Origin of the sequence: Pseudomonas sp. QLc11A (assembly GCF_052112305.1) — a bacterium.
Classification (GTDB): Bacteria; Pseudomonadota; Gammaproteobacteria; order Pseudomonadales; family Pseudomonadaceae; genus Aquipseudomonas; species Aquipseudomonas laurylsulfatiphila.
On the sequence record NZ_JAVAJJ010000009.1, the window covers coordinates 21,350 to 44,453 of the forward strand.

Consider the following 23,104-nt stretch of genomic DNA (forward strand, 5'->3'; position numbering starts at 1 on the left):
GTCAAATCTGGTCCAAAGGCCTGGTCAGGTCGCACGCAAACAATTGGCAGGCCCGAGCAACCACCCACTCAGTCCCAGCCAGCGGCAAGGTGAGCTAGGATTCCCGCACCATCACTCAAGGACGATACCCATGCCGGATAGCTCAGAAGCCAACATCGCCACAGCGGACGCACTGACATTGCTTCTGCATAACCAGCACGCCATAGGTGCTGCCATAGAAGAGATCTCCAAGTGGCTCTCTGAGAATGGAGTCGGGAGTGGTGCTGCTAACGCAATGGCGGCCATGGAAACGCTGGACACCAACGCTCAAGGCATCACTGACGCCATCATGCGATTACGCCAGTCGTAGGCCCGCATTTTGGCTACCCATCGTGTCACCTATCGATTTCTTGGTTTACTCCTTGTCACTCTGGGAGTTACTCAAGGTGGTCCTTTGGTCGAAGGCCTTGGGAATGTCGTCTGCGCTCTACTTGGTGGCTGTGACGGGGGACCTCGCTGTGAAATGTGCTGAGGGCTTTCGGGAAAGCAAAACAGTGTGAACCCTGCAAACATTCCTCGCGCAAGTCTATGATGCCACTTTGATCCTTTCCGACTTGGGTGAATTGAATGGCTGTAATGGACCTGTACTCTAAACGTCAACGGCGGTTACGGGGTGAGGTGAGTGACGTCTACTCGTATGACAGCTTCCCCAGCACATTTCGAGTGCAAGTGTCCTTCATGATCGAAGAGCTTTTAGGCGGTGTTGAGGAATACTTTCGTTACCACCAAGCAAAGCGCGCGTACACGGAAATCGTGAAGGTGTTAAGAAAGGAGTACGGTCAGCAATCTATAACCAAGGTTCGTCACAATGAGCCGTACACGGAGCTTCATAATTTTCTAATCGAAGAGCAAGATGTGGAAAGGTGCCTTGATGTCATCGAGCTATCTTTTGGTCTTGGTGACAGCGTGGCACGATCTCCAGGCTACATGAATCGCTCCAACCCTGATAAACGTGTTGACGAATGTTTAGCAGAATTGAACGAAAGGTTTAAAGAAGCAGGGTTAGGGTATGAGTTAATCGACGGAAAAATTGTTCGTATAGACTCACAGCTTCTCCATTCAGAAATCGTAAAGCCTGCCATTGGGTTCCTCAATGCTGAGGTGTATTCAGGCCCACGCGATGAGTTCTTGGGGGCATATGAACACTACCGCCACGGCAACCACGAAGAGGCGTTGGTCGATGCCCTCAAGGCCTTTGAAAGCACCATTAAGGTCATACTGACCGCCAACGGAAAACCCTATGGTGCTGGCGACACCGCTTCGAAGTTGATCTTGGCGTGCAGGGATGCTGATCTCATGCCTGCGTACAACGAGTCCCAACTCCAATCCTTGGTCAACGTACTCAGCAGCGGTATACCTACGTTGCGGAACAAGAACGGGGGACATGGACAAGGGGAGGCGGTTAGGACTGTCGAGCCAGAGATTGTCGCCTACGGTTTGCACTTAACGGCTTCCGCAATAGTCATGCTTGCTGGCCTTGAGGCAAAACGCAGAGCAGCTCCTTGAGGAGCTGACAGAAAAATCCGTATGACCAACTGACTACGGGTATGTGCAAGCGTCCCCACCACGTGGTCCTGAAAGCGTGCCTGTTCGTCTCTGAATGTCGACGCCGAGGTGTTACAAGTTGCGTGACAACCGCTGTTACAAACTGTTGGAAAAGGCCTGCTGACCTCGTTACGATTCCGCTGCCTGATTCCTTGAAGATCTTCAGCCGGCAAACAACATCTCCCGGCTTTCGCCCATCAGCAGGCCGTGATTCTGCTCCGTCACCTGGCGGATGTAATCCCACAACAGGGTGATCCGCTTGAGCTTGCGCAGGTCTTCGCGGCAGTACATCCAGAACTGTCGAGTGATGTTGATTTCCTGCGGCAACACCGGCAGCAGGCGCGGGTCTTGAGTGGCGAGGAAGCACGGCAGGATCGCCAGTGAGCGTCCTTGCTGCGCCGCCACGAACTGCGCGATCACGCTGGTGCTGCGCAGGTTGGCGCTGGCACCGGGCAGTACGTTGGCCAGGTACAACAGCTCCGAGCTGAACGCCAGGTCGTCGACGTAACTGATAAACGAATGTTTCGCCAGGTCTGCCGGGCGGTGGATGGCCGGGTGGTTGTCGAGATAATCCTGGGTCGCGTACAGCTGCAACCGGTAGTCGCACAGTTTGCAGCAGACGTACGGGCCATGCTCCGGACGCTCCAGGGCGATGACGATGTCGGCCTCGCGCTTGGACAGGCTGATGAAGTGCGGCAGCGGCAGGATGTCCACCGAGATCGCCGGGTAGGTGTCGACGAAGTGGCTCAACTGCGGCGTGATGAAAAAGCTGCCGAAGCCTTCGGTGCAGCCCATGCGCACATGACCGGACAGCGCCACGCCGGACCCGGAAACCTGCTCGCACGCCATGTGCAAGGTGCTTTCGATCGATTCGGCATACCCCATCAACCGCTGGCCTTCGGCAGTCAGGACAAAGCCGTTGGTCCGGGACTTCTCGAACAGCAAGGTGCCCAGCGCCGTTTCCAGCGAACTGATGCGCCGCGATACCGTGGTGTAGTCCACCGCCAGGCGCTTGGCCGCGGTGCTGGCCTTGCGGGTGCGGGCGACTTCAAGGAAAAACTTGAGGTCATCCCAGTTGAGCGAACCGAGGGAGGTGATGTTTTTTTGCATGTTGGACCGGTTTTTATGTGCGTTCTTATCAGAAGTTTGCACATCTATACTCCAAAAACAGTCCGAGAACCAATTCGCGACAAACAGCTCATCTCAGGGCGACCCTTTCGCCCTGGCTCCCAAGATAACAACAAAGATCCGGAGACTCACATGAACGCATCGCTCACGCCCAATGACACCACCGTGCAAAAGGTCAAACTGTTGATCGACGGCGAGTGGGTCGAGTCCAAGTCCACCGAATGGCACGACATCATCAACCCGGCGACCCAGCAAGTGCTGGCCAAAGTGCCGTTTGCCACCGCCGAAGAAGTCGATGCCGCCATCAGCGCCGCTCATCGTGCGTTCCAGACCTGGAAGCTGACACCCATCGGCGCGCGGATGCGCATCATGCTCAAGCTCCAGGCGTTGATTCGCGAGCACTCCAAGCGCATCGCCGCGGTCCTGAGCGCCGAGCAGGGCAAGACCATTGCCGACGCCGAAGGCGATATTTTCCGTGGCCTGGAAGTGGTCGAGCACGCTTGCTCCATCGGCAGCCTGCAAATGGGCGAGTTTGCTGAAAACGTCGCCGGTGGCGTCGACACCTACACCCTGCGCCAGCCGATCGGCGTGTGCGCGGGCATTACCCCGTTCAACTTCCCGGCGATGATCCCGTTGTGGATGTTCCCGATGGCCATCGCCTGCGGTAACACCTTCGTGCTCAAACCGTCGGAACAGGACCCGATGTCGACCATGCTCCTGGTGGAGCTGGCGATCGAGGCGGGCATTCCGGCCGGCGTGCTCAACGTCGTGCATGGTGGCAAGGATGTGGTGGACGGGCTCTGCACCCACAAGGACATCAAGGCGGTTTCCTTTGTCGGCTCGACCGCCGTCGGTACTCATGTCTATGACCTGGCCGGTAAACACGGCAAGCGCGTGCAATCGATGATGGGTGCCAAGAACCACGCCGTGGTGCTGCCGGACGCTAATCGCGAACAAGCGCTGAATGCACTGGTGGGGGCCGGCTTCGGTGCTGCCGGTCAACGCTGCATGGCCACTTCGGTGGTGGTGCTGGTGGGGGCGGCCAGGCAATGGCTGCCGGACCTCAAGGCGCTGGCGCAAAAACTCAAGGTCAATGCCGGCAGCGAGCCGGGCACCGATGTCGGTCCGGTGATCTCGAAAAAAGCCAAGGCGCGGATTCTCGACCTGATCGAAAGCGGCATCAAGGAAGGCGCCAAACTTGAACTGGACGGTCGCGAGATCTCGGTTCCAGGTTACGAGAAGGGCAACTTTGTCGGCCCGACCCTGTTCTCCGGCGTGACCACCGACATGCAGATCTACACCCAGGAAATCTTCGGCCCGGTGCTGGTGGTGCTGGAAGTCGCCACCCTCGACGAGGCCATCGCCCTGGTCAACGCCAACCCGTTCGGCAACGGCACGGGCCTGTTCACCCAGAGCGGTGCGGCGGCACGTAAATTCCAGAGCGAGATCGATGTCGGCCAGGTCGGCATCAACATCCCGATCCCGGTGCCGGTCCCGTTCTTCAGCTTCACCGGTTCGCGCGGCTCCAAGCTCGGCGACCTCGGTCCGTACGGCAAGCAGGTGGTGCAGTTCTACACTCAGACCAAGACCGTCACCAGCCGCTGGTTCGACGACAACAGCGTCAACGACGGTGTGAACACCACGATCAACCTGCGATAAGGAGCCGGACATGAAAATCGCTTTTATCGGTCTGGGCAACATGGGTGCGCCGATGGCGCGCAACCTGATCAAGGCCGGCCATGCGCTGCGCCTGGTGGACCTGAACAAGGCCGTGCTGGCCGAACTGGAGCAACTGGGCGGCAGTATCAGTGCCTCGGCCCGTGAAGCGGCGGAGGGCGCCGAACTGGTGATCACCATGCTGCCTGCCGCGGTGCATGTGCGCAGTGTGTGGCTGGGTGAAAACGGTGTGCTCGCCGGTATCGGCAAAGGCGTACCGGCCGTCGATTGCAGCACCATCGATCCGCAGACCGCGCGGGACGTGGCCGCCGCCGCTGCCAAACAGGGCGTGACCATGGCCGATGCGCCGGTCTCTGGCGGTACCGGTGGTGCCGCCGCCGGGACCCTGACCTTCATGGTCGGCGCCACGCCTGAACTGTTCGCTACCCTGCAACCGGTACTGGCGCAAATGGGCCGTAACATCGTCCATTGTGGTGAGGTCGGCACCGGTCAAATCGCTAAAATCTGCAACAACCTGCTGCTGGGGATTTCCATGGTCGGCGTCAGCGAAGCCATGGCGCTGGGTGATGCGCTGGGCATCGACACCAAGGTGTTGGCGGGCATCATCAACAGCTCCACCGGGCGTTGCTGGAGTTCGGAGATGTACAACCCGTGGCCGGGCATCGTCGAAACAGCACCGGCGTCGCGCGGCTACACCGGCGGCTTCGGGGCCGAACTGATGCTCAAGGATCTGGGGCTGGCCACTGAAGCGGCGCGTCAGGCGCACCAGCCGGTGGTGCTTGGCGCGGTGGCCCAGCAGTTGTATCAGGCGATGAGTTTGCGTGGGGAAGGTGGCAACGACTTCTCGGCGATCATCAATAGCTATCGCAAACCGCAATAGCAAAAACTGTGGGAGCGAGCTTGCTCGCGATGAGGTCGTTACAGTCGACATTGATGGTGACTGACCCACCGCTATCGCGAGCAAGCTCGCTCCCACAGGGTACGGCGCTTACCTAAAGACTTTTGACCGGGAGATCACGTCGGGTGATCCCCCGGTTTTTTTGTCTCAGGCAAACACGAAATATTTGCGCACGGTCTCCACCACTTCCCAGGTGCCTTTCATCCCGGGCTCGATGACAAAGATGTCCCCAGCGCGCAGGTGGATCGGCGCCATGCCTTCGGGGGTGATGATGCAGTAGCCTTCCTGGAAATGGCAGTACTCCCACTTCACATATTCCACGTACCACTTGCCCGGCGTGCAGATCCAGGTGCCCATGATCTTGCTGCCGTCTTCACTGGTGTAGGCGTTGAGGTTGACGGTGTGCGGGTCGCCTTCGAGTTTTTCCCATTTGCAGGCGTCGAGCACGGGCAGCGGGTGGGTGTCGCGAAGAACGGTAATCGGTGCGGTCATGATGACTCCGGGCAGTGGGCTCAAGAACTGAAGTCGCACCCTATAGCGCCTGTCCGTGGGTCAGTTGTCTGTGCTCGACACTGAGCTGTCCAGAAACGCACAGCCCTCAAAGACGGGTCAACGGGCAGTCGAGCCTGGATTGTTCGAGGCTGCTTTCGAACTCGACCAATTGCGCGTGCTGTTGCGACAGCGCCGCTATCCGTTCGGCGATTTCCTGTTTTTTGCTGGCGATGACCTGATGGGCCCGTTCCCATGGCAACGGCGGGCCCTGATGTCCGGCAAAGGCTGACTGCAATTCCTTGAGCCTGAAACCCAGCTGCTGCGCACATTTGATGAACATCAGCAGATCGACGCTGTGCTGGTCGTAGATGCGGTACTTGCCCTGACGTCGAGCGGCAGGCAGCAGGCCAATAGACTCGTAGTGACGGATGCTTTTGACAGTGGTTCCGGAACGTTGCGCGGCTTGGCCGATGTACATGGGAAGGTCCTTTTCTCCGAGGATAAAGCTCGGCGCATTATCGACCGACTCAAGCGCTGGCGATAGCTTCGGCCTGGCGTAACCAGGCCGCATGCCGGTCTGCGCTGGCGCCGAGAATTGGCCCGAAGGTGAGGGTTAGGGTTGGCTTGATGCCACAGAATTCCAGCGTGGTTTTGCGGACCTGATGCAAACCGGGCATGCGGTAGATCCAGCGGTAGTACCAGGGCGGTGTATCCATCGTCACCAACAGGTGGGCGGTTCGGCCGCGCAGGAGTTTGTCGGGGAAGGCTTTGCCCTGGCGATACCTGAAGGCAAAACCCGGCAAGAACACCCGGTCGAAAAAGCCCTTGAGCAAGGCCGGTACGCCACCCCACCAGATCGGATAAACCAGCGTCAGCTGTTCGGCCCACAGGATGTCGGCCTGGGCGTTACGCAAGTCGGCCTCCAGCGGCTGAACCTGCTGATAGCCTTCGCGCAGCACCGGGTCAAAATCCAGGGTGCCGAGAAACAACTGACGCACCTCATGCCCGGCGCGCACTGCCGACTGTGCGTAACTCTCGGCAAGGGCGGCGCAGAAGCTGTTGCTGGACGGATGCCCGAGGATCACCAGTATTCGTTTACCCATCATCGCTGTCCTTGAAGATCAAACCTCAAGGATAAAGTCTGCCCCTCAGGGGAGAGTCAAGGCGTGCAGCAGGGCCTTGGCATAGCCGGGCAGTGCGGCGAAGTCCCGTGCACAGAGCAGCAGTTTGCGTTGGCCCCAGGGTTCCTGCAGGGCGAGGCTCTTGAAGGGCAGGCTGCCTGACCCGCGCTCGACCGCGGCCAGCGGCACAATCGCCAGGCCCGCCCCACGGGCGACCATGCGCATCACGCCATCGAAGCCATCGGCGCGGATGCGAATCTGCATGCGCAGGCCGGCGTGCAGTGCCTGTTCTTCGAGATACACCGCCAGCGCGCTGTTGGCATTCAGGCCGACGTAGTCGTGATGCAGCGTGTCGGTGAAGCTCACCGAGGTTGCCTGTGCCAGGGAGTGATCGCGGGGCATGATCAGCACCAGCGGATCATCGCGGAATGCTCGGGTCTGCAAGTCATCGGTGTCCACCGCGTCGGAAACGATGCCCAAGTCCGCCGCGCCCTGGCGCAAGGCGTGGGTGATGCGGGCGCTGGGCAGTTCCTGCAGGTCGATGTCGAGGTTGGGGTGGTTGTGCAGGAAGTCCGCGAGCAACTCCGGCAGGTACTCGGTGATCGCCGTGGTATTGCACAGCAGCCGCACCTGGCCTTTGACGCCCTTGGCGTATTCGGCCAGTTCCTGTTGCAGGCGTTCGGCCTGTTGCAGCAGAACCCGGGCGTGCCGGGCCAGAGCATCGCCGGCCGGCGTCGGGCTGACCCCGCGACGGTTGCGCTGAAGAAACTCGACGCCCAAAGATGCCTCCATGGCGCGAATTCGCGCGCTGGCCGCCGCGAGTGACAGATGACTGCGTGCGGCGCCGGCGGTGATGTTGCCGGTGTCGAGGATGTTCAGGTACAGGTGCAGGTCGGTCAGGTCGAAGTGCATTGTCATCCCCGGTTTATTTGCTGTCTGGACTGGCCCCTTCGCGAGCAAGCCCGCTCCCACAGTGGATAGCGTCACCTGTGGGAGCGGGCTTGCTCGCGAAGGGGCCAGTCGTTTCAGCGAAATTCTCAGCCTCTGTCATAGCAAGAGGCAGCCTCAGTATATGGCAGATTTTCAATCAACCCCCGCGGGCCCACCATAGTCCCATGAACACACTCTCGGCGTTTTACCAGAACCTCGGATTGGCCCTGTCACTGCTGGTGATCGGCACCTTTGTGCTGGCTGGCATGATCAAGGGCGTGATCGGCCTCGGCCTGCCAACGGTTGCCATGGGACTGCTGGGTCTGGCTATGGCGCCGTCGCAGGCAGCCGCGCTATTGATCATTCCGGCAACGCTCACCAACGTCTGGCAACTGGCATTCGGCGGGCATTTGTCCGGATTGATCAAACGACTGTGGCCGATGTTGCTGGCGATTTTCATCGGCACCGGGGCAGGCACGCTGTGGATCGGCATGAGCGGTGGCCATTGGGTGGTGCGAGGGTTGGGCGCTGCGTTGTTGCTGTATGCGCTGAGCGGATTGTGCCTGCCGACCTTGCGCGTAGGACCCCACCGTGAACGCTGGCTCGGTCCGCTGTGTGGCCTGCTGACCGGCGTTATCACTTCGGCTACCGGCGTGTTCGTGATTCCGGCGGTGCCCTACCTGCAAGCGCTGGGTTTGAGCCGGGACGAACTGGTGCAGGCGCTGGGCCTGTCGTTCACCGTCTCGACCCTGGCCCTGGCCGGTGGCTTGCTATGGCGCGGCGCGCTCGGTGGGGGTGAGTTGAGCGCGTCGCTGCTGGCGCTGATCCCGGCCATGCTCGGCATGTGGCTGGGACAGTCGCTGCGCCAGCGGATCAGCGCCCTGTGGTTCAAGCGCGTGTTTTTCGTTGGCCTGGGGGTGCTTGGCGGCCATTTGCTGATCAGCGGCTAGCGGACGACAGGCTGATCATGTCGATGGCGCGGATGTCGAAGTCCCGTTCCAGATATTCATCGCGCTGCTCGAGGAATTGCTTCATGTGCGGCAGGTTCGAGTGCACGTCCAGATGGGCCTGGGATTGCCAGATCTCGTAGAAGATGAACAGGGTCGGGTCCTGTTTATCGCGCAGCATGTGGTATTCGATGCAACCGGGTTCGGCGCGGCTTGCTTGCACGTAGCCGCTGAAAAACGCTTCGAAGGCGTCGGATTTTTCCGGACGGGTCTTGGCGTGCAGGATGAAGCCCTGGATTTCACTCATCTACATCTCTCCTCAGGTCAGAATGGGCGCCAGTCTAAGGCAACAATCGACTGTGGATTCGTGCTTGTGGGTCAAATGAATTTTGCCAAATCGACGCTTATTCCGCGCGAGGCCGACCGGTACTCTGCCGCTATCGAATTCCCGACCCTTCCCGAGACCTTCCATGAAAAAAGTCCTGTTGCTCAACGGCGGCAAACAGTTTGCGCACTCCGACGGTCGCTACAACACCACCCTGCATGAAGCCGCGTTGAGCGTGCTGGATCGCGGTGGTGTGGATATCAAAACCACCTTCATCGACGAGGGCTACGACGTCGCCGAAGAAGTGGCCAAGTTTCTCTGGGCCGACGTGATCATTTACCAGATGCCCGGCTGGTGGATGGGCGCGCCGTGGACCGTGAAGAAGTACATCGATGAAGTCTTCACCGAAGGTCATGGCAGCCTCTACGCCAGCGACGGCCGCACCCGTTCCGACGCGTCGCAGAAGTACGGCAGCGGCGGCCTGATCCACGGCAAGCAATACATGTTGTCGCTGACCTGGAACGCCCCGCAGCAAGCCTTCGACGACCCGACCGATTTCTTCGAAGCCAAAGGTGTGGACGCGGTGTACTTCCCGTTCCACAAGGCCAACGAGTTCCTGGGCATGACCGGTTTGCCGACGTTCCTCTGTGTGGACGTGATGAAGCGCCCGAACATCGAGGGCGACGTGGCTCGTTATGAGCAGCATTTGATTGAGGTGTTTGGCCTGTCGGCGTAACTGTTTCGGGCTACTATCGATTATTTGAGTCCGGCACCGTTCCTGTGGCGAGGGGGCTTTTGTGGCGAGGGGGCTTGCTCCCGTTGGTGCGCGAAGCGGACCCAAAACCGGCGCATGTGGTTATGCAGGTACTGCGGGTTTGCCGACTTTACGACGGCTCCGCCGCCGAACGGGGGCAAGCCCCCTCGCCACAATGGTTTATATGTGCCCAGAAGAACGGCGCAGGACTATCGATAAGGGACACACGTGAAAGCCAGATCCGATGAATTGCAGATATTCGTCTGCGTGATTGAATGCGGGTCGATTTCCGCGGCGGCCGAGCAGGTCGGGCAAACGCCTTCGGCGGTCAGCCGCACGCTGTCGCGGCTGGAGGCCAAGCTCGACACCACCTTGATCAATCGCACCACGCGACGCATGGACCTGACCGAGGAGGGCAAGTATTTCTTCGAGCATGCCAAGCGCATTCTCGATCAGATGGACGAGCTCGAAGAGCGCCTGTCCTCACGCCAGCAAACACCGTCCGGGCGCCTGCGGATCAACGCGGCATCACCCTTCATGCTGCACGCCATCGTGCCCTACATCGATGAATTCCGCAGGCTTTACCCCGACATCCAGCTCGAACTCAACAGCAACGACTTGATCATCGACCTGCTGGAACAGAGCACCGACATCGCCATTCGCATTGGCACCCTGACCGACTCGACACTGCATGCCCGCTCCCTGGGTTGCAGCCCGCTGCACATCGTCGCCAGCCCGGCCTACCTGGAAAAGCACGGCACACCGCAAGCCGTGGCTGACCTGGCCGACCATACGCTGCTGGGGTTCACCCAGAACGAAGGCCTCAACCAATGGCCGCTGCGTTATGTGCATGGCGATCGCTGGCCGATTCAGGCGTCGATCAGCGCCTCCAGCGGCGAGACCATCCGCCATCTGGCACTGGACGGCCAGGGCATCGCCAGCCTGTCGCACTTCATGACCATCGAGGACATTCGTGCCGGACGCTTGAAAGTGTTGCTGGCCGAATTCAATAGCGGCTATCGCCAGCCGATCAATGCGGTGTACTACCGCAACTCGCAGCTGGCCTTGCGGATTCAATGCTTCCTGGACTTTATCCAGGGCAAGTTGGCGGATTATGCGAGCGCGGATTTCAAAGGCTGATTCGTGATCCCTGCGCAAAATTGAATTGGGTCAGAGGGCATTTTTCAGCAGTCATCGCTCCTTGATACTCCCTGCATCACTTACCCACGCAGGGAGTTTCTCCATGAACGTATTCGTCACCGGCGCTGCCGGATTTATTGGCGGCTCCATCGCCACGGGTCTGGTCCAGGCCGGCCACGCTGTCACCGGTCTGGTGCGCAGCGCCGAACAGGCCGATGAGCTGCGTGCTTTGGGCATTTCTCCGGTGGTGGGCAGTCTGGACGACCGCGACCTGTTGACCGATCAGGCGCTTGCAGCCGATGCAGTGATCAACGCGGCCAGCAGCGATCATCGTGGCGCGGTGGAAGCCTTGCTCGATGCCTTGCGCGGCTCTGGCAAAGTGTTCCTGCACACCAGCGGTTCGAGCATTGTCGGGGATGCCTCGGGCGGTCAATCCAGTGATGTCATCTACTTCGAAGACCATTTGCCGGAACCGACTGTCGACAAGGCGGCGCGCGTGGCCATCGATCGCCTGATCCTGGCGGCGGCCATGGAGGGGGTGAACTCGGCAGTGATCTGCAACACCTTGATCTACGGCCACAGCCTGGGTGTCCATCGCGACAGCGTTCAGCTGCCACGCCTGCTCAAACAGGCGCGCAAAAGCGGTGTGGTGCGCCACGTCGGCACGGGCCGCAACATCTGGTCCAACGTGCACATCGAGGACGTGGTTGCGCTATACCTGCTGGCGCTGACTAACAATGTACCCGGCACGTTCTACTTCGTTGAAAGCGGTGAAGCGTCGTTCATCGACATGACCAAAGCGATGGCTCGGGTACTGAACCTGGGCGAGCCGCAGGACTGGCCGCTTAAGGATGCCGAAGCCGAGTGGGGCTACGAAATGGCCAACTATGGTCTGGGTTCCAACAGTCGGGTGCGCGGCAAACATGCGCGGGAACTGTTGGGGTGGGTGCCCAAGCGCACTTCGGTGGTTGAGTGGATTCGCGACGAGATGGTTTGAGTTTGCTTTAGACCGCGTCATCGTTCTTCGCGAGCAAGCCTGCTCCCACAATTGATCGCGCTCCGTCGGAAGGAATGCGATCGAATGTGGGAGCGGGCTTGCTCGCGAAGCTTTTTCAGCAGCCCATTAACTGGTCGGGCCGCCCTCGATTCCGTAACATCCGCACACTCTTTTTTCGTCTCTCCCTGTATGCGGTCCCCCCATGAAAGCAAAACGTCTACGCGCCGATGTCCTGGCCGGGCTTACCACCTCCTTCGCCCTGTTGCCCGAGTGCATCGCTTTCGCCCTGGTGGCCCACCTCAATCCGCTGATGGGGCTCTATGGCGCGTTCATCATCTGCACCCTGACCGCGCTCTTCGGCGGGCGACCGGGCATGGTGTCCGGCGCGGCCGGCTCGATGGCCGTGGTGATCGTCGCGCTGGTGGTGCAACACGGCGTGCAGTACTTGCTGGCCACGGTGTTGCTGGGCGGGCTGATCATGATGGCGTTCGGGCTGCTCAAGCTCGGCAAACTGGTGCGCATGGTGCCGCACCCGGTGATGCTCGGTTTCGTCAACGGCCTGGCGATCATCATTGCCCTGGCGCAACTGGAGCACTTCAAGGACGGTGAGGCCTGGCTGAGCGGCACGCCGCTGTACATGATGCTTGGCCTGGTCGCGGTGACCATGGCCGTTGTCTACGTACTGCCGCGCCTGACCCGCACCGTACCGCCGGCGCTGGTGGCGATTCTCGGCGTGGGCCTGGCGGTGTATCTGCTTGGCTTGCCAACCCGCACCCTGGGCGACATGGCGCACATTGCCGGTGGCCTGCCGACGCTGGCGCTGCCGGACATTGCGTGGAATCTGGACACCCTGCGCATCATCGCGCCCTACGCGATCCTGATGGCGCTGGTCGGGTTGCTGGAAACCCTGCTGACCCTCAACCTCACCGACGAAATCACCGAGAGCCGTGGCTACCCGGACCGCGAGTGCGTGGCGCTGGGAGCGGCGAATGTGGTGTCCGGTGCATTCGGCGGCATGGGCGGTTGCGCCATGATCGGCCAGACCGTGATCAACCTCAGTTCCGGTGGCCGCGGTCGCTTGTCCGGGGTGGTGGCCGGGGTGTCGATCCTGCTGTTCATCCTGTTTCTGTCGCCGCTGATCGAGCGTATTCCATTGGCCGCGCTGGTCGGGGTGATGTTCGTGGTGTCGCAACAGACCTTTGCCTGGGCCTCGTTGCGGGTGCTGAACAAGGTGCCGCTCAACGACGTGCTGGTGATCATCGCGGTAACGGTGATTACCGTGTTCACCGACCTGGCCACCGCGGTGCTCTGCGGCATCATCATTGCGGCGCTGAACTTTGCCTGGCAGCAGGCCCGTCAGCTGTATGCCGACAGTCATCTGGAGAGCGACGGCAGCAAGCTGTATCGAGTGCATGGCACGCTGTTCTTCGCCTCGACCACACCCTTTCTCAATCAGTTCGATCCGGCCAATGACCCGGCGCAAGTGACCCTGGATTGCCAGCACCTGAGCTTTGTCGACTACTCGGCCATCGCCGCGCTGGGCACCTTGCGCGAGCGCTACGCCAAGGCTGGAAAACACTTGCGAGTGCTGCACTTGTCCGAGCGCTGCAAAAAGCTGCTCAAGCGCGCCCGGATGCAGCACGACTGAACTCAGCCATTCGATCTTTCACACGCTGAGCGGGGAAAGATCGGCCGGTCGGTGATGATCACCTGCCGCAGGGAGACTGACATGCAGTACGACACGCTGATTCGCAACGCCCTGATCATCGACGGCAGAAACAGCCCCGGTTATCCCGCCGACGTGGCCATTCTCAGCGGGCGCATTGAGCGTATCGGCGACTTGCGCGATGCCCGTGCCAACGAAGAAGTCGACGCACAGGGCCATGTGCTGGCGCCGGGTTTTATCGACGTGCACACTCATGACGACACCGTGGTCATTCGCCAACCGCAGATGCTGCCCAAGCTCAGCCAGGGCGTGACCACTGTGATCGTCGGCAACTGTGGGATCAGTGCTTCACCGGTGAGTTTGCGCAGTGATCCGCCGGACCCGATGAACCTGCTCGGCATGGCCGCTGCGTTCGTTTATCCGACCTTCCGCGACTATCGGGCGGCGGTCGAAGCGGCGAACACCACGCTGAACGTCGCCGCTTTGGTGGGTCATACCGCGTTGCGCAGCAACCACCTCGACGATCTGTTCCGTACCGCCACAACCGAAGAAATCACCGCGATGCGCGAGCAGCTGCGCGAAAGCCTTGAGGCCGGTGCGCTGGGCCTGTCCACCGGCCTTGCCTATGCCAGTGCCTTCTGCGCATCGACTGATGAAGTGATGCAACTGACCGAAGAGTTGAGCGCATTCGGCGCGGTCTACACCACCCATTTGCGCAGTGAGTTCGAACCGGTGCTGGAGGCCATGGACGAGGCGTTCCGGATTGGTCGCCATGCACAAAGCCCGGTGATCATTTCCCACCTCAAATGTGCCGGCGCCGGCAACTGGGGGCGCAGTCCGCAGTTGCTGGCGTCCCTCGAACAGGCGGCGAAGACCCACCCGGTGGGCTGCGACTGTTATCCCTACGCCGCGAGTTCATCGACCCTGGACCTCAAGCAGGTGACCGATGCCCACCGCATCACCATCACCTGGTCGACGCCGCATCCGGAGATGGGCGGCCGCGACCTGATGGACATCGCCGCCGAATGGAACCTGTCGTTGCTCGATGCCGCCCGCCAACTGCAACCGGCCGGTGCGGTGTACTACGGCATGGATGAGGCGGATGTGCGCCGGATCCTCGCGCATCCGCTGTCGATGGTCGGCTCCGACGGCTTGCCGGAAGACCCGTTCCCACACCCACGCCTGTGGGGCGCATTCCCCAGGGTGCTCGGACATTTCAGCCGTGACGTAGGGCTGTTCCCGCTGCACACCGCCGTGCACAAAATGACCGGGCTGTCGGCGGCACGCTTCGGTTTGAAGGCACGCGGTGAAATACGCGAAGGCCATTGGGCGGACCTGGTGTTGTTCGATCCGGCGACCATCCGTGATGTCGCCGATTTCAACGATCCGCAGCGGGCGGCGGAGGGCATTGAAGGGGTGTGGGTCAACGGTGTGTTGAGTTACCGCGATGGCCAGGCCAATGGACGCAGGGAAGGGCGGTTTTTGGCGCGGCAAGGGGAATTGCGTGACGGGTTTCATTGATTGATGTGGGGCGAAAAGATCGAATAGTGGCAATGTGCAATTAAGTAATCCCGAATTGCTGACATCAAGCCCGACAACCGATGCTGTTCAGTCATGTAGGAGCGAGCTTGCTCGCGATGGAGTCAGAAGCGCCGCGTTTAGCCAGGCAAAACGCGTTATCGTTGACGACCATCGCGAGCAAGCTCGCTCCTACAGGGAGCAATCCGATGAACTCCGGTCCCGCGTATTTTCGACGAAGCCAAGGCAGTGGATCGAGACGGATGAGCTGGGGTAGTCAGGACATGACCATCGCTGGCCCGTTCGGCAATCGGTTGGTGTTCACCAACGCGATCAGCCTCTGAACCTTCAACCCCTGAGCCATCAGCCTTCGTTCGGCACCCTGTGGGTTTGGCGAAACTCGCCGGGCGGCATCCCGCGTCGGCTTTTGAACGTGCGGTGAAACGAGCGGGGTTCGGTGAAACCCAGGTATTGGGCGATGTCCTGAATCGGCAAGGTGCTGTTGAGCAGGTAATGCTCGGCCAGTTCCTGGCGCAGGTCATCGAGGATCTGCTGGTACGACGTACCGGCCTGATGCAGCTGGCGTTGCAGTGTACGCACCGACACGGCGAGATGTTCGGCCACCTGCTCCTTGCGTGGCAGGCCCTCCTTGAGCAGCTGGCGCAGGATGCTTTTGACCCGCTGTTCCAGCGACGCGTCCTCCAGTGTGGCCATCAGCCCCTGGGCATGTTCTTCCAGGGTGCGCAGCAATTGCGCATCGGCCTGGCGCAAGGGCAACTGCAAATACGGCAACGGCACAATCAGCGCCGAATAAGGCTGGTCGAACAGTACCGGGCAGTCGAAGAACTGTTCGTACTCTGCCAGCGTCGTATCGGCCGGGCAGGCATGTTCCAGCCAGACGGCGGCCGGCGACATTTGCGTGTCGGCGATCCAGCGCGCGTATTGCAGCCAGGAGCCGAGCACGTTTTCCACCAGGTGCCGGCGAATTCGCGGGCGTTGATGGCGGCAGGTCCAGATCAGGTGCACCTCGCTGCCTTGCACCTCGGCGCGGCTGACACCCATGTCTCCCACCAGCTTCTCGAACGGCATGATGCGGCTCATCGCATCGCCCAGTGTCGCGCAGTTCATGGTGATGTAACCCAGCACGCTCCAGGAGTTGGGCAACACAAAACGCGCGGCGTTGAGACCGAACAAGGGATCACCCGAGTGTTCGCAGAAGTAATCGAGCAGCCGTTCATGGGCTTCACCGGGCAACCGCAGGCTGTTGTCGCTCAACTGCTGCGCCTGTAACCCGGCAGCCGCCAACGCAGGCTCGATGGCCATGCCCAGTTGTTCGGCATGACGCAGGTATTTGAGCAGCGGCGGAACGGAAGTGAAGCCCAGGGATTGCATGATCGTATTCCTTTGATCAAGGCCCGCGTGCGCGGATGAATGCGCTGAAAGGTAATTTGAAAGCACGACTAAAGTAAATGGCTGACGCCTGCGCGACGTTTGACTCAATTGGCTACTCGAACTGGCCCGATGCGACCGTGACACTTTACGGCGGCTGACTAGTATGGGGGCCTGAAATATCACTGATAAGAACCGCAAAAGGACACACGCATGCGACGCTGGAACGGCTGGGGAGATGCAACCACGGTGGTCGAACTGCCGGCCCAGGGAGCGAGTTTTCTCGCCCGGCGGGTAGGTGACGGTCGAGCGCTGCCCGACGCGACGCTTGAGACGGCATTGGCCCGCGTGCCCCCGTCGCGGTTGCAGCAACACTTCCTGTACAGCGTGGATGCCCATGATCGATTGCTGCATGCTCGCGGCCAAAGCCTGCCGGACTGGCTGGCGTTGCGTGAGGGCGCGCTGGGCAATTATCCCGACGCCGTGGCCTATCCCACGAGCGCTGAACAGATTCGCCGCTTACTGCAGCTCGCCCATGAACAGGACCTGTGCCTGATTCCCTATGGCGGCGGCACTTCGGTGGCCGGTCACATCAACCCGCCGAGTTCCGCGCGGCCAGTGGTGACGGTTTCCCTGGCGCGGATGAATCGCCTGCTGGACCTCGACGAAGAGAGCCTGCTGGCCACCTTCGGCCCCGGCACCAGTGGACCGCAGGTGGAAAGTCAGTTGCGCGCCCGTGGTTACACCCTGGGGCACTTCCCGCAGTCATGGGAGTTGTCGACCCTGGGCGGTTGGGTCGCCAGCCGCTCCAGTGGCCAGCAGTCATTGCGCTATGGGCGGATCGAGCAACTGTTCGCTGGCGGAACCCTGGAAACCTTTGCCGGACCTTTGGACATTCCCTCCTTTCCGGCCTCGGCGGCCGGTCCCGATCTGCGCGAGTTGGTGCTGGGTTGTGAGGGCCGTTTCGGGATCATTTCAGAGGTCAAGGTACGGGTCAGCGCACTGCCCGCCGATGAACGTTTCTACGGGGTGTTCCTGCCCGATTGGCCCAAGGCGCTGCAAGCCATCCGCCAGTTGGCCCAGGCGCGCGTGCCGCTGTCGATGCTGCGCCTGTCCAACGCGGTGGAAACCGAAACCCAGCTGGCACTGGCCGGTCACCCACAGCAGATCGCCTGGCTGGAAAAGTACCTGGCCCTGCGCGGCGCCGGTGAGGGCAAATGCCTGCTGACGTTCGGTGTGACCGGCAACCGTCGGCAAAATGCGCTGTCCCTGCGTCAGGCCCGGCAGCACCTCAAGGCGTTCGGCGGGGTGTTTACCGGCACCTTGCTCGGCAAGAAGTGGGCGCAGAACCGCTTCCGTTTTCCCTACCTGCGCGAGAACCTGTGGAACGCCGGTTACGTGGTCGACACCCTGGAAACGGCCACCGACTGGAGCAACGTCGATAACCTGCTCACCCTGATTGAAACCAGCCTGCGTGAGGCCCTGGCGGCGCAGGGCGAACGGGTCCACGTGTTCACCCATCTGTCCCACGTCTACGGCGAAGGCTCGAGCATCTACACCACCTACGTGTTTCGCCCGGCGGCGGATTACCCCGCCACCCTGGCGCGCTGGCAGGCACTCAAGCAGGCGGCCAGCCAGACCATCGTCGACAACCACGGCACCATCAGTCACCAGCATGGCGTGGGCAAGGACCACGCGCCTTACCTACTGCGCGAGAAGGGCGCGCTGGCGATGGACACCCTGCAGGCACTGAGTCGGCACTTCGATCCGGCCGGGCGACTGAACCCTGGCACGCTGTTGCAGGAGTGACGGCCATGAGCCTGGACTGGAACGCGACGTGGCGTCAGCAGGTGCTGCCGACGCTGGCGGCTGAAACCTGGGACCTGATCGTCATCGGCGGCGGCATCAGTGGCGCCGGCATCCTGCGCGAAGCCGCGCGCCGAGGGTGGCGTTGCCTGCTGCTGGAGCAGCGCGACTTCGCCTGGGGCACCTCCAGCCGCTCTTCGAAAATGGTCCATGGCGGCTTGCGTTACATCGCCAAGGGCCAGTGGCGCCTGACCCGCGATTCGGTGCGTGAACGCCAGAGGCTGCTCGACGAAGCGCCGGGGCTGGTCGAGCCGATGAGTTTCATGATGCCGCATTACCGTGGCGGTTTTCCCGGACCGCGGGTGCTGGGTGGTTTGTTGTCCGTCTATGACGCGTTGGCCGGGCGGCGCAGCCATCACTTCCATGACGTGCAACAACTGCGTTATCTGGCGCCAGGGGTGAAGGAAGACGGCCTGCTGGGTGGCACCTGTTTTGTCGATGCGTTGACCGATGATGCCCGCCTGGTGATGCGCGTATTGGGCGAGGCCCGGGCCGACGGCGCCGTGGTGCTCAACGGCGTGCGCGTGCAGCAATTGCTGCGTGAGGAGGGACGTGTTTGCGGGGTTCAGGTCGAAGACTGCGAGGGGGGCGGACTACTGACAGTGCGTTGTGGGGTGTTGGCCGTGGCCACCGGCGCGTGGGCCGAGCGCTTGCGCCTGCCCGATGCGCCTCGCCAGTTGCGCCCGTTGCGTGGCAGTCATCTGTTGTTGCCGGGCTGGCGCCTGCCCGTGGCGCAAGCCTTCACCTTCCTGCACGAGCGTGACCGTCGACCGGTGTTCGTTTTCCCCTGGGAGGGTGCCACGGTGGTCGGCACCACGGACCTCGATCATCGTGAGGATCTGGATCAAAGCGCGAGTATCAGCGCTGAGGAACTCGACTATCTGCTGGCGGCTTGCACTCAACAATTTCCCGGCGCTGAAGTGGTCGCAGCCGATGTGCTGTCGACCTGGTCGGGCGTGCGCCCGGTGGTGGGCAGCGTGGCGGGTGAACTCAAACCGTCGAATGAAACCCGTGAGCATGTGCTGTGGCAGGAGCCGGGTTGCGTGACCCTGGCCGGCGGCAAGCTGACCACCTTTCGCCCGCAGGCGATCGAAGTGCTCAGGGCCTGCGCGAGCATGCTCGAGCGGCCCTTCAATGATGACGCCGCGCCGGTTTTCGCCGTCGTGCCGCCGCTGGCGATACCGGGGCTCAGCGCCAGCCAATGGCGGCGTCTGGCCGGGCGGCATGGTCGTGATCTGCCGAAGCTGGCGCAACTGATCGCCCGATTGGGCCATGAAACGGTAGGCAGCACGGACACCTTGTGGGCGGAACTGGCCGTCGCCTGCGAGGCGGAAATGGTCCTGCATCTCGATGACCTGCTGTTGCGCCGCACCCGTCTGGGCCTGCTGCTACCGCGTGGCGGCGAGGATTGTTTCACTGCCATTCGCCAACTCTGCCAGCCGCGACTGGGCTGGGACGATGAGCGTTGGCAGCAGGAGATACAGCGTTATCGGGCGTTGTGGCAACGCCATCACGGATTGCCGGATGCCACGCACTGATGCCCATTGAAGAGAGCTCCATGGATAACCACCCGAACAAGCGTTACCTGTTGGCCATCGACAATGGCACCCAGAGCGTGCGCGCGCTGCTCTTCGACCTGCAGGGCAATCTGCTGGGCAAAGGCAAGGTCGAGTTGCAGGCCTATTACTCGGCACAACCTGGGTGGGCCGAGCAGGATCCGGAATATTACTGGGAAAAATTGGGTGAAGCCTGCCAGCAGGTGTGGCAGCAAACCGGGATCGATCGCTCACAGATTGCCGGCGTGTCCCTGACCACCCAACGCGGCACGGTGATCAACGTCGATGCCCAGGGCAAGCCTTTGCGCCCGGCCATTCTGTGGCTCGATCAGCGTCAGAGCGAAGTCGAAGGCGGTATCAAGGGACCGTGGGGCTGGTTGTTCAAACTGGTCGGCGCGCAAGCCACGGTGGACTACTTTCGCGCCCAGGCCGAGGCCAACTGGATCGCCCGTCATCAGCCTGAGGTCTGGGCGGCGACTGACAAGTTCCTGCTGCTCTCGGGGTTTCTCACCCATCGTCTTTGTGGGCGCTTTGTCGATTCCGTGGGGTGTTGCGTCGGTTACTTGCCCTTCGACTTCAAGCGCCTGAAATGGGCCGCACCCAGCGACTGGAAATGGCAGGCGCTGGCGGTGCGTCCCGAGCAACTGCCGAGCCTGCACAAGCCCGGTGAAACCCTGGGCTACATCAGCGCCGAGGCCAGCCGCCACACCGGCATTCCCGAGGGGCTGCCGCTGATTGCCGCGGGTGCCGACAAGGCCTGCGAAGTCGTGGGTTCCGGTGTCGTCGACGCCGGCACCGTGTGCCTGTCCTACGGCACCACGGCGACGATCACCAGCACCCGCTCGCGCTACCTGGAAATCGTCCCGTTGATTCCGCCTTACCCGTCGGCGGTGCCGGATCAATTCAACTGCGAGGTGATGATCTATCGCGGCTACTGGATGGTCAGCTGGTTCAAGAACGAGTTCGGCCTGCGGGAAATGCAGCAGGCCAAAGCCCAGGGCGTGGAGCCCGAGCAACTCTTCGATGCGCTGGTCGAGGCTGTGCCGCCGGGTTCCATGGGGTTGATGCTGCAACCCTACTGGTCGCCGGGCATCCGCGAGCCGGGTGTGGAAGCCAAGGGCGCGATGATCGGCTTCGGCGACGTGCATACCCGCGCGCACATTTACCGGGCCATCCTCGAAGGCCTGGCGTACGCCTTGCGCCAGGGCATGGAGAAGATCGAGAAACGTTCGGGTGTCTCCATCACGCGCTTGCGCGTCGCCGGTGGCGGCTCCCAGAGTGATGCCGCGATGCAACTCACGGCGAACATTTTCGGCCTGCCGGCCGAGCGTCCGCATGTCTACGAAGCGTCCGGCCTGGGCGCGGCCATTTGCTGCGCGGTGGGGCTGGGACTGCACGCGGACTTCCCCACGGCGATCGCCGCCATGACGCGGGTCGGTGCGGTCTTCCTGCCGCAACCCGAGGCGCAACAGGTCTATGAGCGACTGTACAAAGAGGTCTACCTGCGCATGTATCGACAGCTCAAGCCGTTGTACCAGAGCATCCGCAAAATCACCGGTTACCCCGCTTAGTAAAACACCCGGGAACCCTGTGGGAGCGAGCTTGCTCGCGATGACGGCAGTACATTCGATATCAATGGTGACTGACCCACCGCCATCGCGAGCAAGCTCGCTCCCACAATGACCTTCGGTGTTTTTTTACACCGTGCATGTGGCGCTATCGGAGAACTTTTCTGGTGAGATTGGACAGTGTCAGGGGCAGGGTCGGTTGTTAGGCTCAACCCTCACTGCACATCCAATAAGAACCAGGCAATGAAGCTGACATTCCTCCTGTTGCTGCTTTGTGGAACGGCGCCGATGGCCTGGGGCTGGTCCAACCATACGGTGGGCAGCTACCTGGCGTTGCAGGACCTGCCGGCCTTGCGCGACGCACCGCAGGTCGACGTCGAGCCGCTGGAGCAGTTTCTCTCGCAACAATACGAGGCGGTGAGCGCGTTGCTCGACGAGCAGGAGCACTTCGCCCGGGAGCACTTCGCCCAGTACCCGCCGCGCCCCGACAACCTGCGAATGCCAGCCGTGCCTGGGGACAATCTGCGCCACGACTTCCTCACCGCACTGCGCATCAATCCCGGGATTCATCTGGCGATGGTCATCCAGCCGATGCCGGGCAAGGATCAACCCGAGCGTGAGCACCTCAAGGCCAAGCAGGTCATGGTCGAGCAGACCCTCTCGCCATGGAATCGCCAGCGCTTCATCGTCGTCGCTGACCACGAACAAGTCGCACCCCTGGCCGTGTTGGCCAGCGCCGCCGATGAGCCGGATTACGGCCACGACATCAACCTGTTCAGCGACAACCCCGGCGACGTCGGCGCGCTGTACGGCTTCGGCCCGCAGCCCTTCGGTGACGCGCGGTTTCAGTACAGCTCCCAGGCGCCGTTCCACATGGGGTTCTTCCATGAGAGCCCGGTGGTGTACGCCGCTGCCGGATTTCTCCAACGCAGTTGGCCCGACTGGCGCGCCTATCAATACATGGGATTGGCGCGACTGGCCTTTGCCACCGGCCATCCATATTGGGGTTATCGCTTTCTCGGCTGGGGCCTGCACCACATTCAGGACCTGACCCAGCCTTATCACGCCAAGCCATTGCCCGGTGTCGATCTCGCCAATCTGCTTCTGCTGGAAGGCAAGGCACTGGCCGGTTTCGCGGCCGACAAGCAGGCATCCATCGAGCGCGTTGCGACCCGGCACATGGAAGTGGAGAAGTATCAGTCGAGCTGGTTGCGTCGTTTGCTGCGCACGGGCCAGCCCCATCCGATGCTCGACGCCTATGCCGATTCTGCCCAGGACGCGGGTTACCCGCCGTACTCGGTGGACTACCTGCGCGAAGTGGTGAGTGCCGAGTCCGTCGACGCGTCCGCAGCGTTCGATGACGCCATCGGCCAATGGCTGGACAGAGCACCGATCACCGGCGATTTCAGCCGCGGTAATCAACTGCAGCGCGAAGACTTCGACCATCCGGCACTTAATCGGCAGCTGTTCAAACTGCTGGGACATTTCGGCGCACACAGCCGGATTTATGCCGGTGCGGGATTGGCGCCCCAAGCCTCGCAGTAACGC

The 23,104-nt window shown here is 61.5% G+C and carries 22 protein-coding genes and 1 pseudogene; 16 read left to right on the forward strand and 7 right to left on the reverse strand.

Annotated features, from left to right (window positions below):
• Window positions 1-130 precede the first annotated feature (130 nt).
• The 3 genes from Q8X48_RS14725 (at window position 131) to Q8X48_RS14735 (ending at window position 1,545) form a co-directional block, all read left to right on the forward strand.
• Window positions 131-349: a hypothetical protein gene (locus tag Q8X48_RS14725; protein WP_407800793.1), complete on the forward strand. Its 219-nt coding sequence runs from the start codon at window positions 131-133 to the stop codon at window positions 347-349.
• A 9-nt stretch (window positions 350-358) separates the two neighbouring features.
• On the forward strand, window positions 359-511 hold the full coding sequence (locus Q8X48_RS14730; RefSeq protein WP_407800794.1) for a gp19.5 family protein: 153 nt from the start codon (window positions 359-361) through the stop codon (window positions 509-511).
• A 104-nt stretch (window positions 512-615) separates the two neighbouring features.
• Window positions 616-1,545 (forward strand): STM4504/CBY_0614 family protein, encoded by a 930-nt coding sequence (locus Q8X48_RS14735; RefSeq protein ID WP_407800885.1) that lies wholly within the window; start codon window positions 616-618, stop codon window positions 1,543-1,545.
• 201 nt (window positions 1,546-1,746) lie between these two features.
• Here Q8X48_RS14735 and Q8X48_RS14740 read toward each other — a convergent pair whose 3' ends face one another.
• The gene (locus Q8X48_RS14740) at window positions 1,747-2,694 is read right to left on the reverse strand and encodes a LysR family transcriptional regulator (protein WP_407800795.1); all 948 of its coding nucleotides are present in this window, start codon (window positions 2,692-2,694) and stop codon (window positions 1,747-1,749) included.
• A gap of 150 nt (window positions 2,695-2,844) precedes the next feature.
• Here Q8X48_RS14740 and Q8X48_RS14745 point away from each other — a divergent pair, with 150 nt between their 5' ends.
• Together Q8X48_RS14745 and mmsB are read left to right on the forward strand one after the other, a co-directional pair.
• Complete coding sequence (locus Q8X48_RS14745; protein WP_407800796.1) at window positions 2,845-4,371, forward strand: CoA-acylating methylmalonate-semialdehyde dehydrogenase; 1,527 nt, start codon at window positions 2,845-2,847, stop codon at window positions 4,369-4,371.
• A 10-nt stretch (window positions 4,372-4,381) separates the two neighbouring features.
• Window positions 4,382-5,269, forward strand: a complete 888-nt coding sequence (mmsB, locus tag Q8X48_RS14750; protein ID WP_126049136.1) for a 3-hydroxyisobutyrate dehydrogenase — start codon at window positions 4,382-4,384, stop codon at window positions 5,267-5,269.
• Window positions 5,270-5,434: 165 nt separating this feature from the next.
• On the opposite strand, the gene Q8X48_RS14755 is transcribed toward mmsB, so the two are convergent.
• The 4 genes from Q8X48_RS14755 to Q8X48_RS14770 form a co-directional block, all read right to left on the reverse strand.
• Complete coding sequence (locus Q8X48_RS14755; RefSeq protein ID WP_007900627.1) at window positions 5,435-5,779, reverse strand: cupin domain-containing protein; 345 nt, start codon at window positions 5,777-5,779, stop codon at window positions 5,435-5,437.
• A gap of 106 nt (window positions 5,780-5,885) precedes the next feature.
• Complete coding sequence (locus Q8X48_RS14760; protein ID WP_407800797.1) at window positions 5,886-6,257, reverse strand: MerR family transcriptional regulator; 372 nt, start codon at window positions 6,255-6,257, stop codon at window positions 5,886-5,888.
• 49 nt (window positions 6,258-6,306) lie between these two features.
• Window positions 6,307-6,885, reverse strand: coding sequence for an NAD(P)H-dependent oxidoreductase (locus Q8X48_RS14765; RefSeq protein WP_407800798.1), 579 nt, complete (start codon window positions 6,883-6,885; stop codon window positions 6,307-6,309).
• A gap of 42 nt (window positions 6,886-6,927) precedes the next feature.
• Window positions 6,928-7,812: a LysR family transcriptional regulator gene (locus tag Q8X48_RS14770; RefSeq protein ID WP_407800886.1), complete on the reverse strand. Its 885-nt coding sequence runs from the start codon at window positions 7,810-7,812 to the stop codon at window positions 6,928-6,930.
• A 203-nt stretch (window positions 7,813-8,015) separates the two neighbouring features.
• On the opposite strand from Q8X48_RS14770, the gene Q8X48_RS14775 reads away from it, so the two are divergent.
• Complete coding sequence (locus Q8X48_RS14775; RefSeq protein ID WP_407800799.1) at window positions 8,016-8,780, forward strand: sulfite exporter TauE/SafE family protein; 765 nt, start codon at window positions 8,016-8,018, stop codon at window positions 8,778-8,780.
• Here the strand turns inward: Q8X48_RS14775 and Q8X48_RS14780 are convergent.
• Entirely contained in the window at window positions 8,770-9,084 is a 315-nt protein-coding gene (locus Q8X48_RS14780; protein WP_407800800.1) for a putative quinol monooxygenase, read from the reverse strand. The two genes, Q8X48_RS14775 and Q8X48_RS14780, sit on opposite strands and share 11 nt — an antisense overlap.
• A 163-nt stretch (window positions 9,085-9,247) precedes the next feature.
• On the opposite strand from Q8X48_RS14780, the gene Q8X48_RS14785 reads away from it, so the two are divergent.
• The 6 genes and pseudogenes from Q8X48_RS14785 to Q8X48_RS14810 all read left to right on the forward strand — a co-directional run.
• Window positions 9,248-9,838 carry an NAD(P)H-dependent oxidoreductase gene (locus tag Q8X48_RS14785; protein WP_095965978.1) on the forward strand — a complete coding sequence of 197 codons (591 nt, stop codon included), beginning with the start codon at window positions 9,248-9,250 and terminating at the stop codon, window positions 9,836-9,838.
• A gap of 246 nt (window positions 9,839-10,084) precedes the next feature.
• On the forward strand, window positions 10,085-10,996 hold the full coding sequence (locus Q8X48_RS14790; RefSeq protein WP_007973212.1) for a LysR family transcriptional regulator: 912 nt from the start codon (window positions 10,085-10,087) through the stop codon (window positions 10,994-10,996).
• Window positions 10,997-11,099: 103 nt separating this feature from the next.
• Complete coding sequence (locus tag Q8X48_RS14795) at window positions 11,100-11,993, forward strand: NAD-dependent epimerase/dehydratase family protein (RefSeq protein ID WP_095965976.1); 894 nt, start codon at window positions 11,100-11,102, stop codon at window positions 11,991-11,993.
• Window positions 11,994-12,195: 202 nt separating this feature from the next.
• Window positions 12,196-13,641, forward strand: a complete 1,446-nt coding sequence (locus Q8X48_RS14800) for a SulP family inorganic anion transporter (protein WP_407800801.1) — start codon at window positions 12,196-12,198, stop codon at window positions 13,639-13,641.
• Between the two features lie 81 nt (window positions 13,642-13,722).
• Window positions 13,723-15,180: an N-acyl-D-amino-acid deacylase family protein gene (locus tag Q8X48_RS14805; protein WP_407800802.1), complete on the forward strand. Its 1,458-nt coding sequence runs from the start codon at window positions 13,723-13,725 to the stop codon at window positions 15,178-15,180.
• Window positions 15,181-15,440: 260 nt separating this feature from the next.
• Window positions 15,441-15,521, forward strand: a pseudogene (locus Q8X48_RS14810) (VOC family protein); the annotation flags it as partial.
• A 19-nt stretch (window positions 15,522-15,540) separates the two neighbouring features.
• On the opposite strand, the gene gliR reads toward Q8X48_RS14810, so the two are convergent.
• Window positions 15,541-16,569: an AraC family transcriptional regulator GliR gene (gliR, locus tag Q8X48_RS14815; RefSeq protein WP_126049152.1), complete on the reverse strand. Its 1,029-nt coding sequence runs from the start codon at window positions 16,567-16,569 to the stop codon at window positions 15,541-15,543.
• A gap of 210 nt (window positions 16,570-16,779) precedes the next feature.
• Here gliR and Q8X48_RS14820 point away from each other — a divergent pair, with 210 nt between their 5' ends.
• The 4 genes from Q8X48_RS14820 to Q8X48_RS14835 all read left to right on the forward strand — a co-directional run bounded on the left by Q8X48_RS14820 (window position 16,780) and on the right by Q8X48_RS14835 (window position 23,101).
• Entirely contained in the window at window positions 16,780-18,375 is a 1,596-nt protein-coding gene (locus tag Q8X48_RS14820) for an FAD-binding oxidoreductase (protein ID WP_407800803.1), read from the forward strand.
• Window positions 18,376-18,380: 5 nt separating this feature from the next.
• Entirely contained in the window at window positions 18,381-19,970 is a 1,590-nt protein-coding gene (locus Q8X48_RS14825; protein ID WP_407800804.1) for a glycerol-3-phosphate dehydrogenase/oxidase, read from the forward strand.
• Window positions 19,971-19,990: 20 nt separating this feature from the next.
• Window positions 19,991-21,559, forward strand: coding sequence for an FGGY-family carbohydrate kinase (locus Q8X48_RS14830; RefSeq protein WP_407800805.1), 1,569 nt, complete (start codon window positions 19,991-19,993; stop codon window positions 21,557-21,559).
• 240 nt (window positions 21,560-21,799) lie between these two features.
• Window positions 21,800-23,101: a phospholipase gene (locus tag Q8X48_RS14835; RefSeq protein WP_407800806.1), complete on the forward strand. Its 1,302-nt coding sequence runs from the start codon at window positions 21,800-21,802 to the stop codon at window positions 23,099-23,101.
• The last annotated feature ends 3 nt before the right edge of the window (window positions 23,102-23,104 follow it).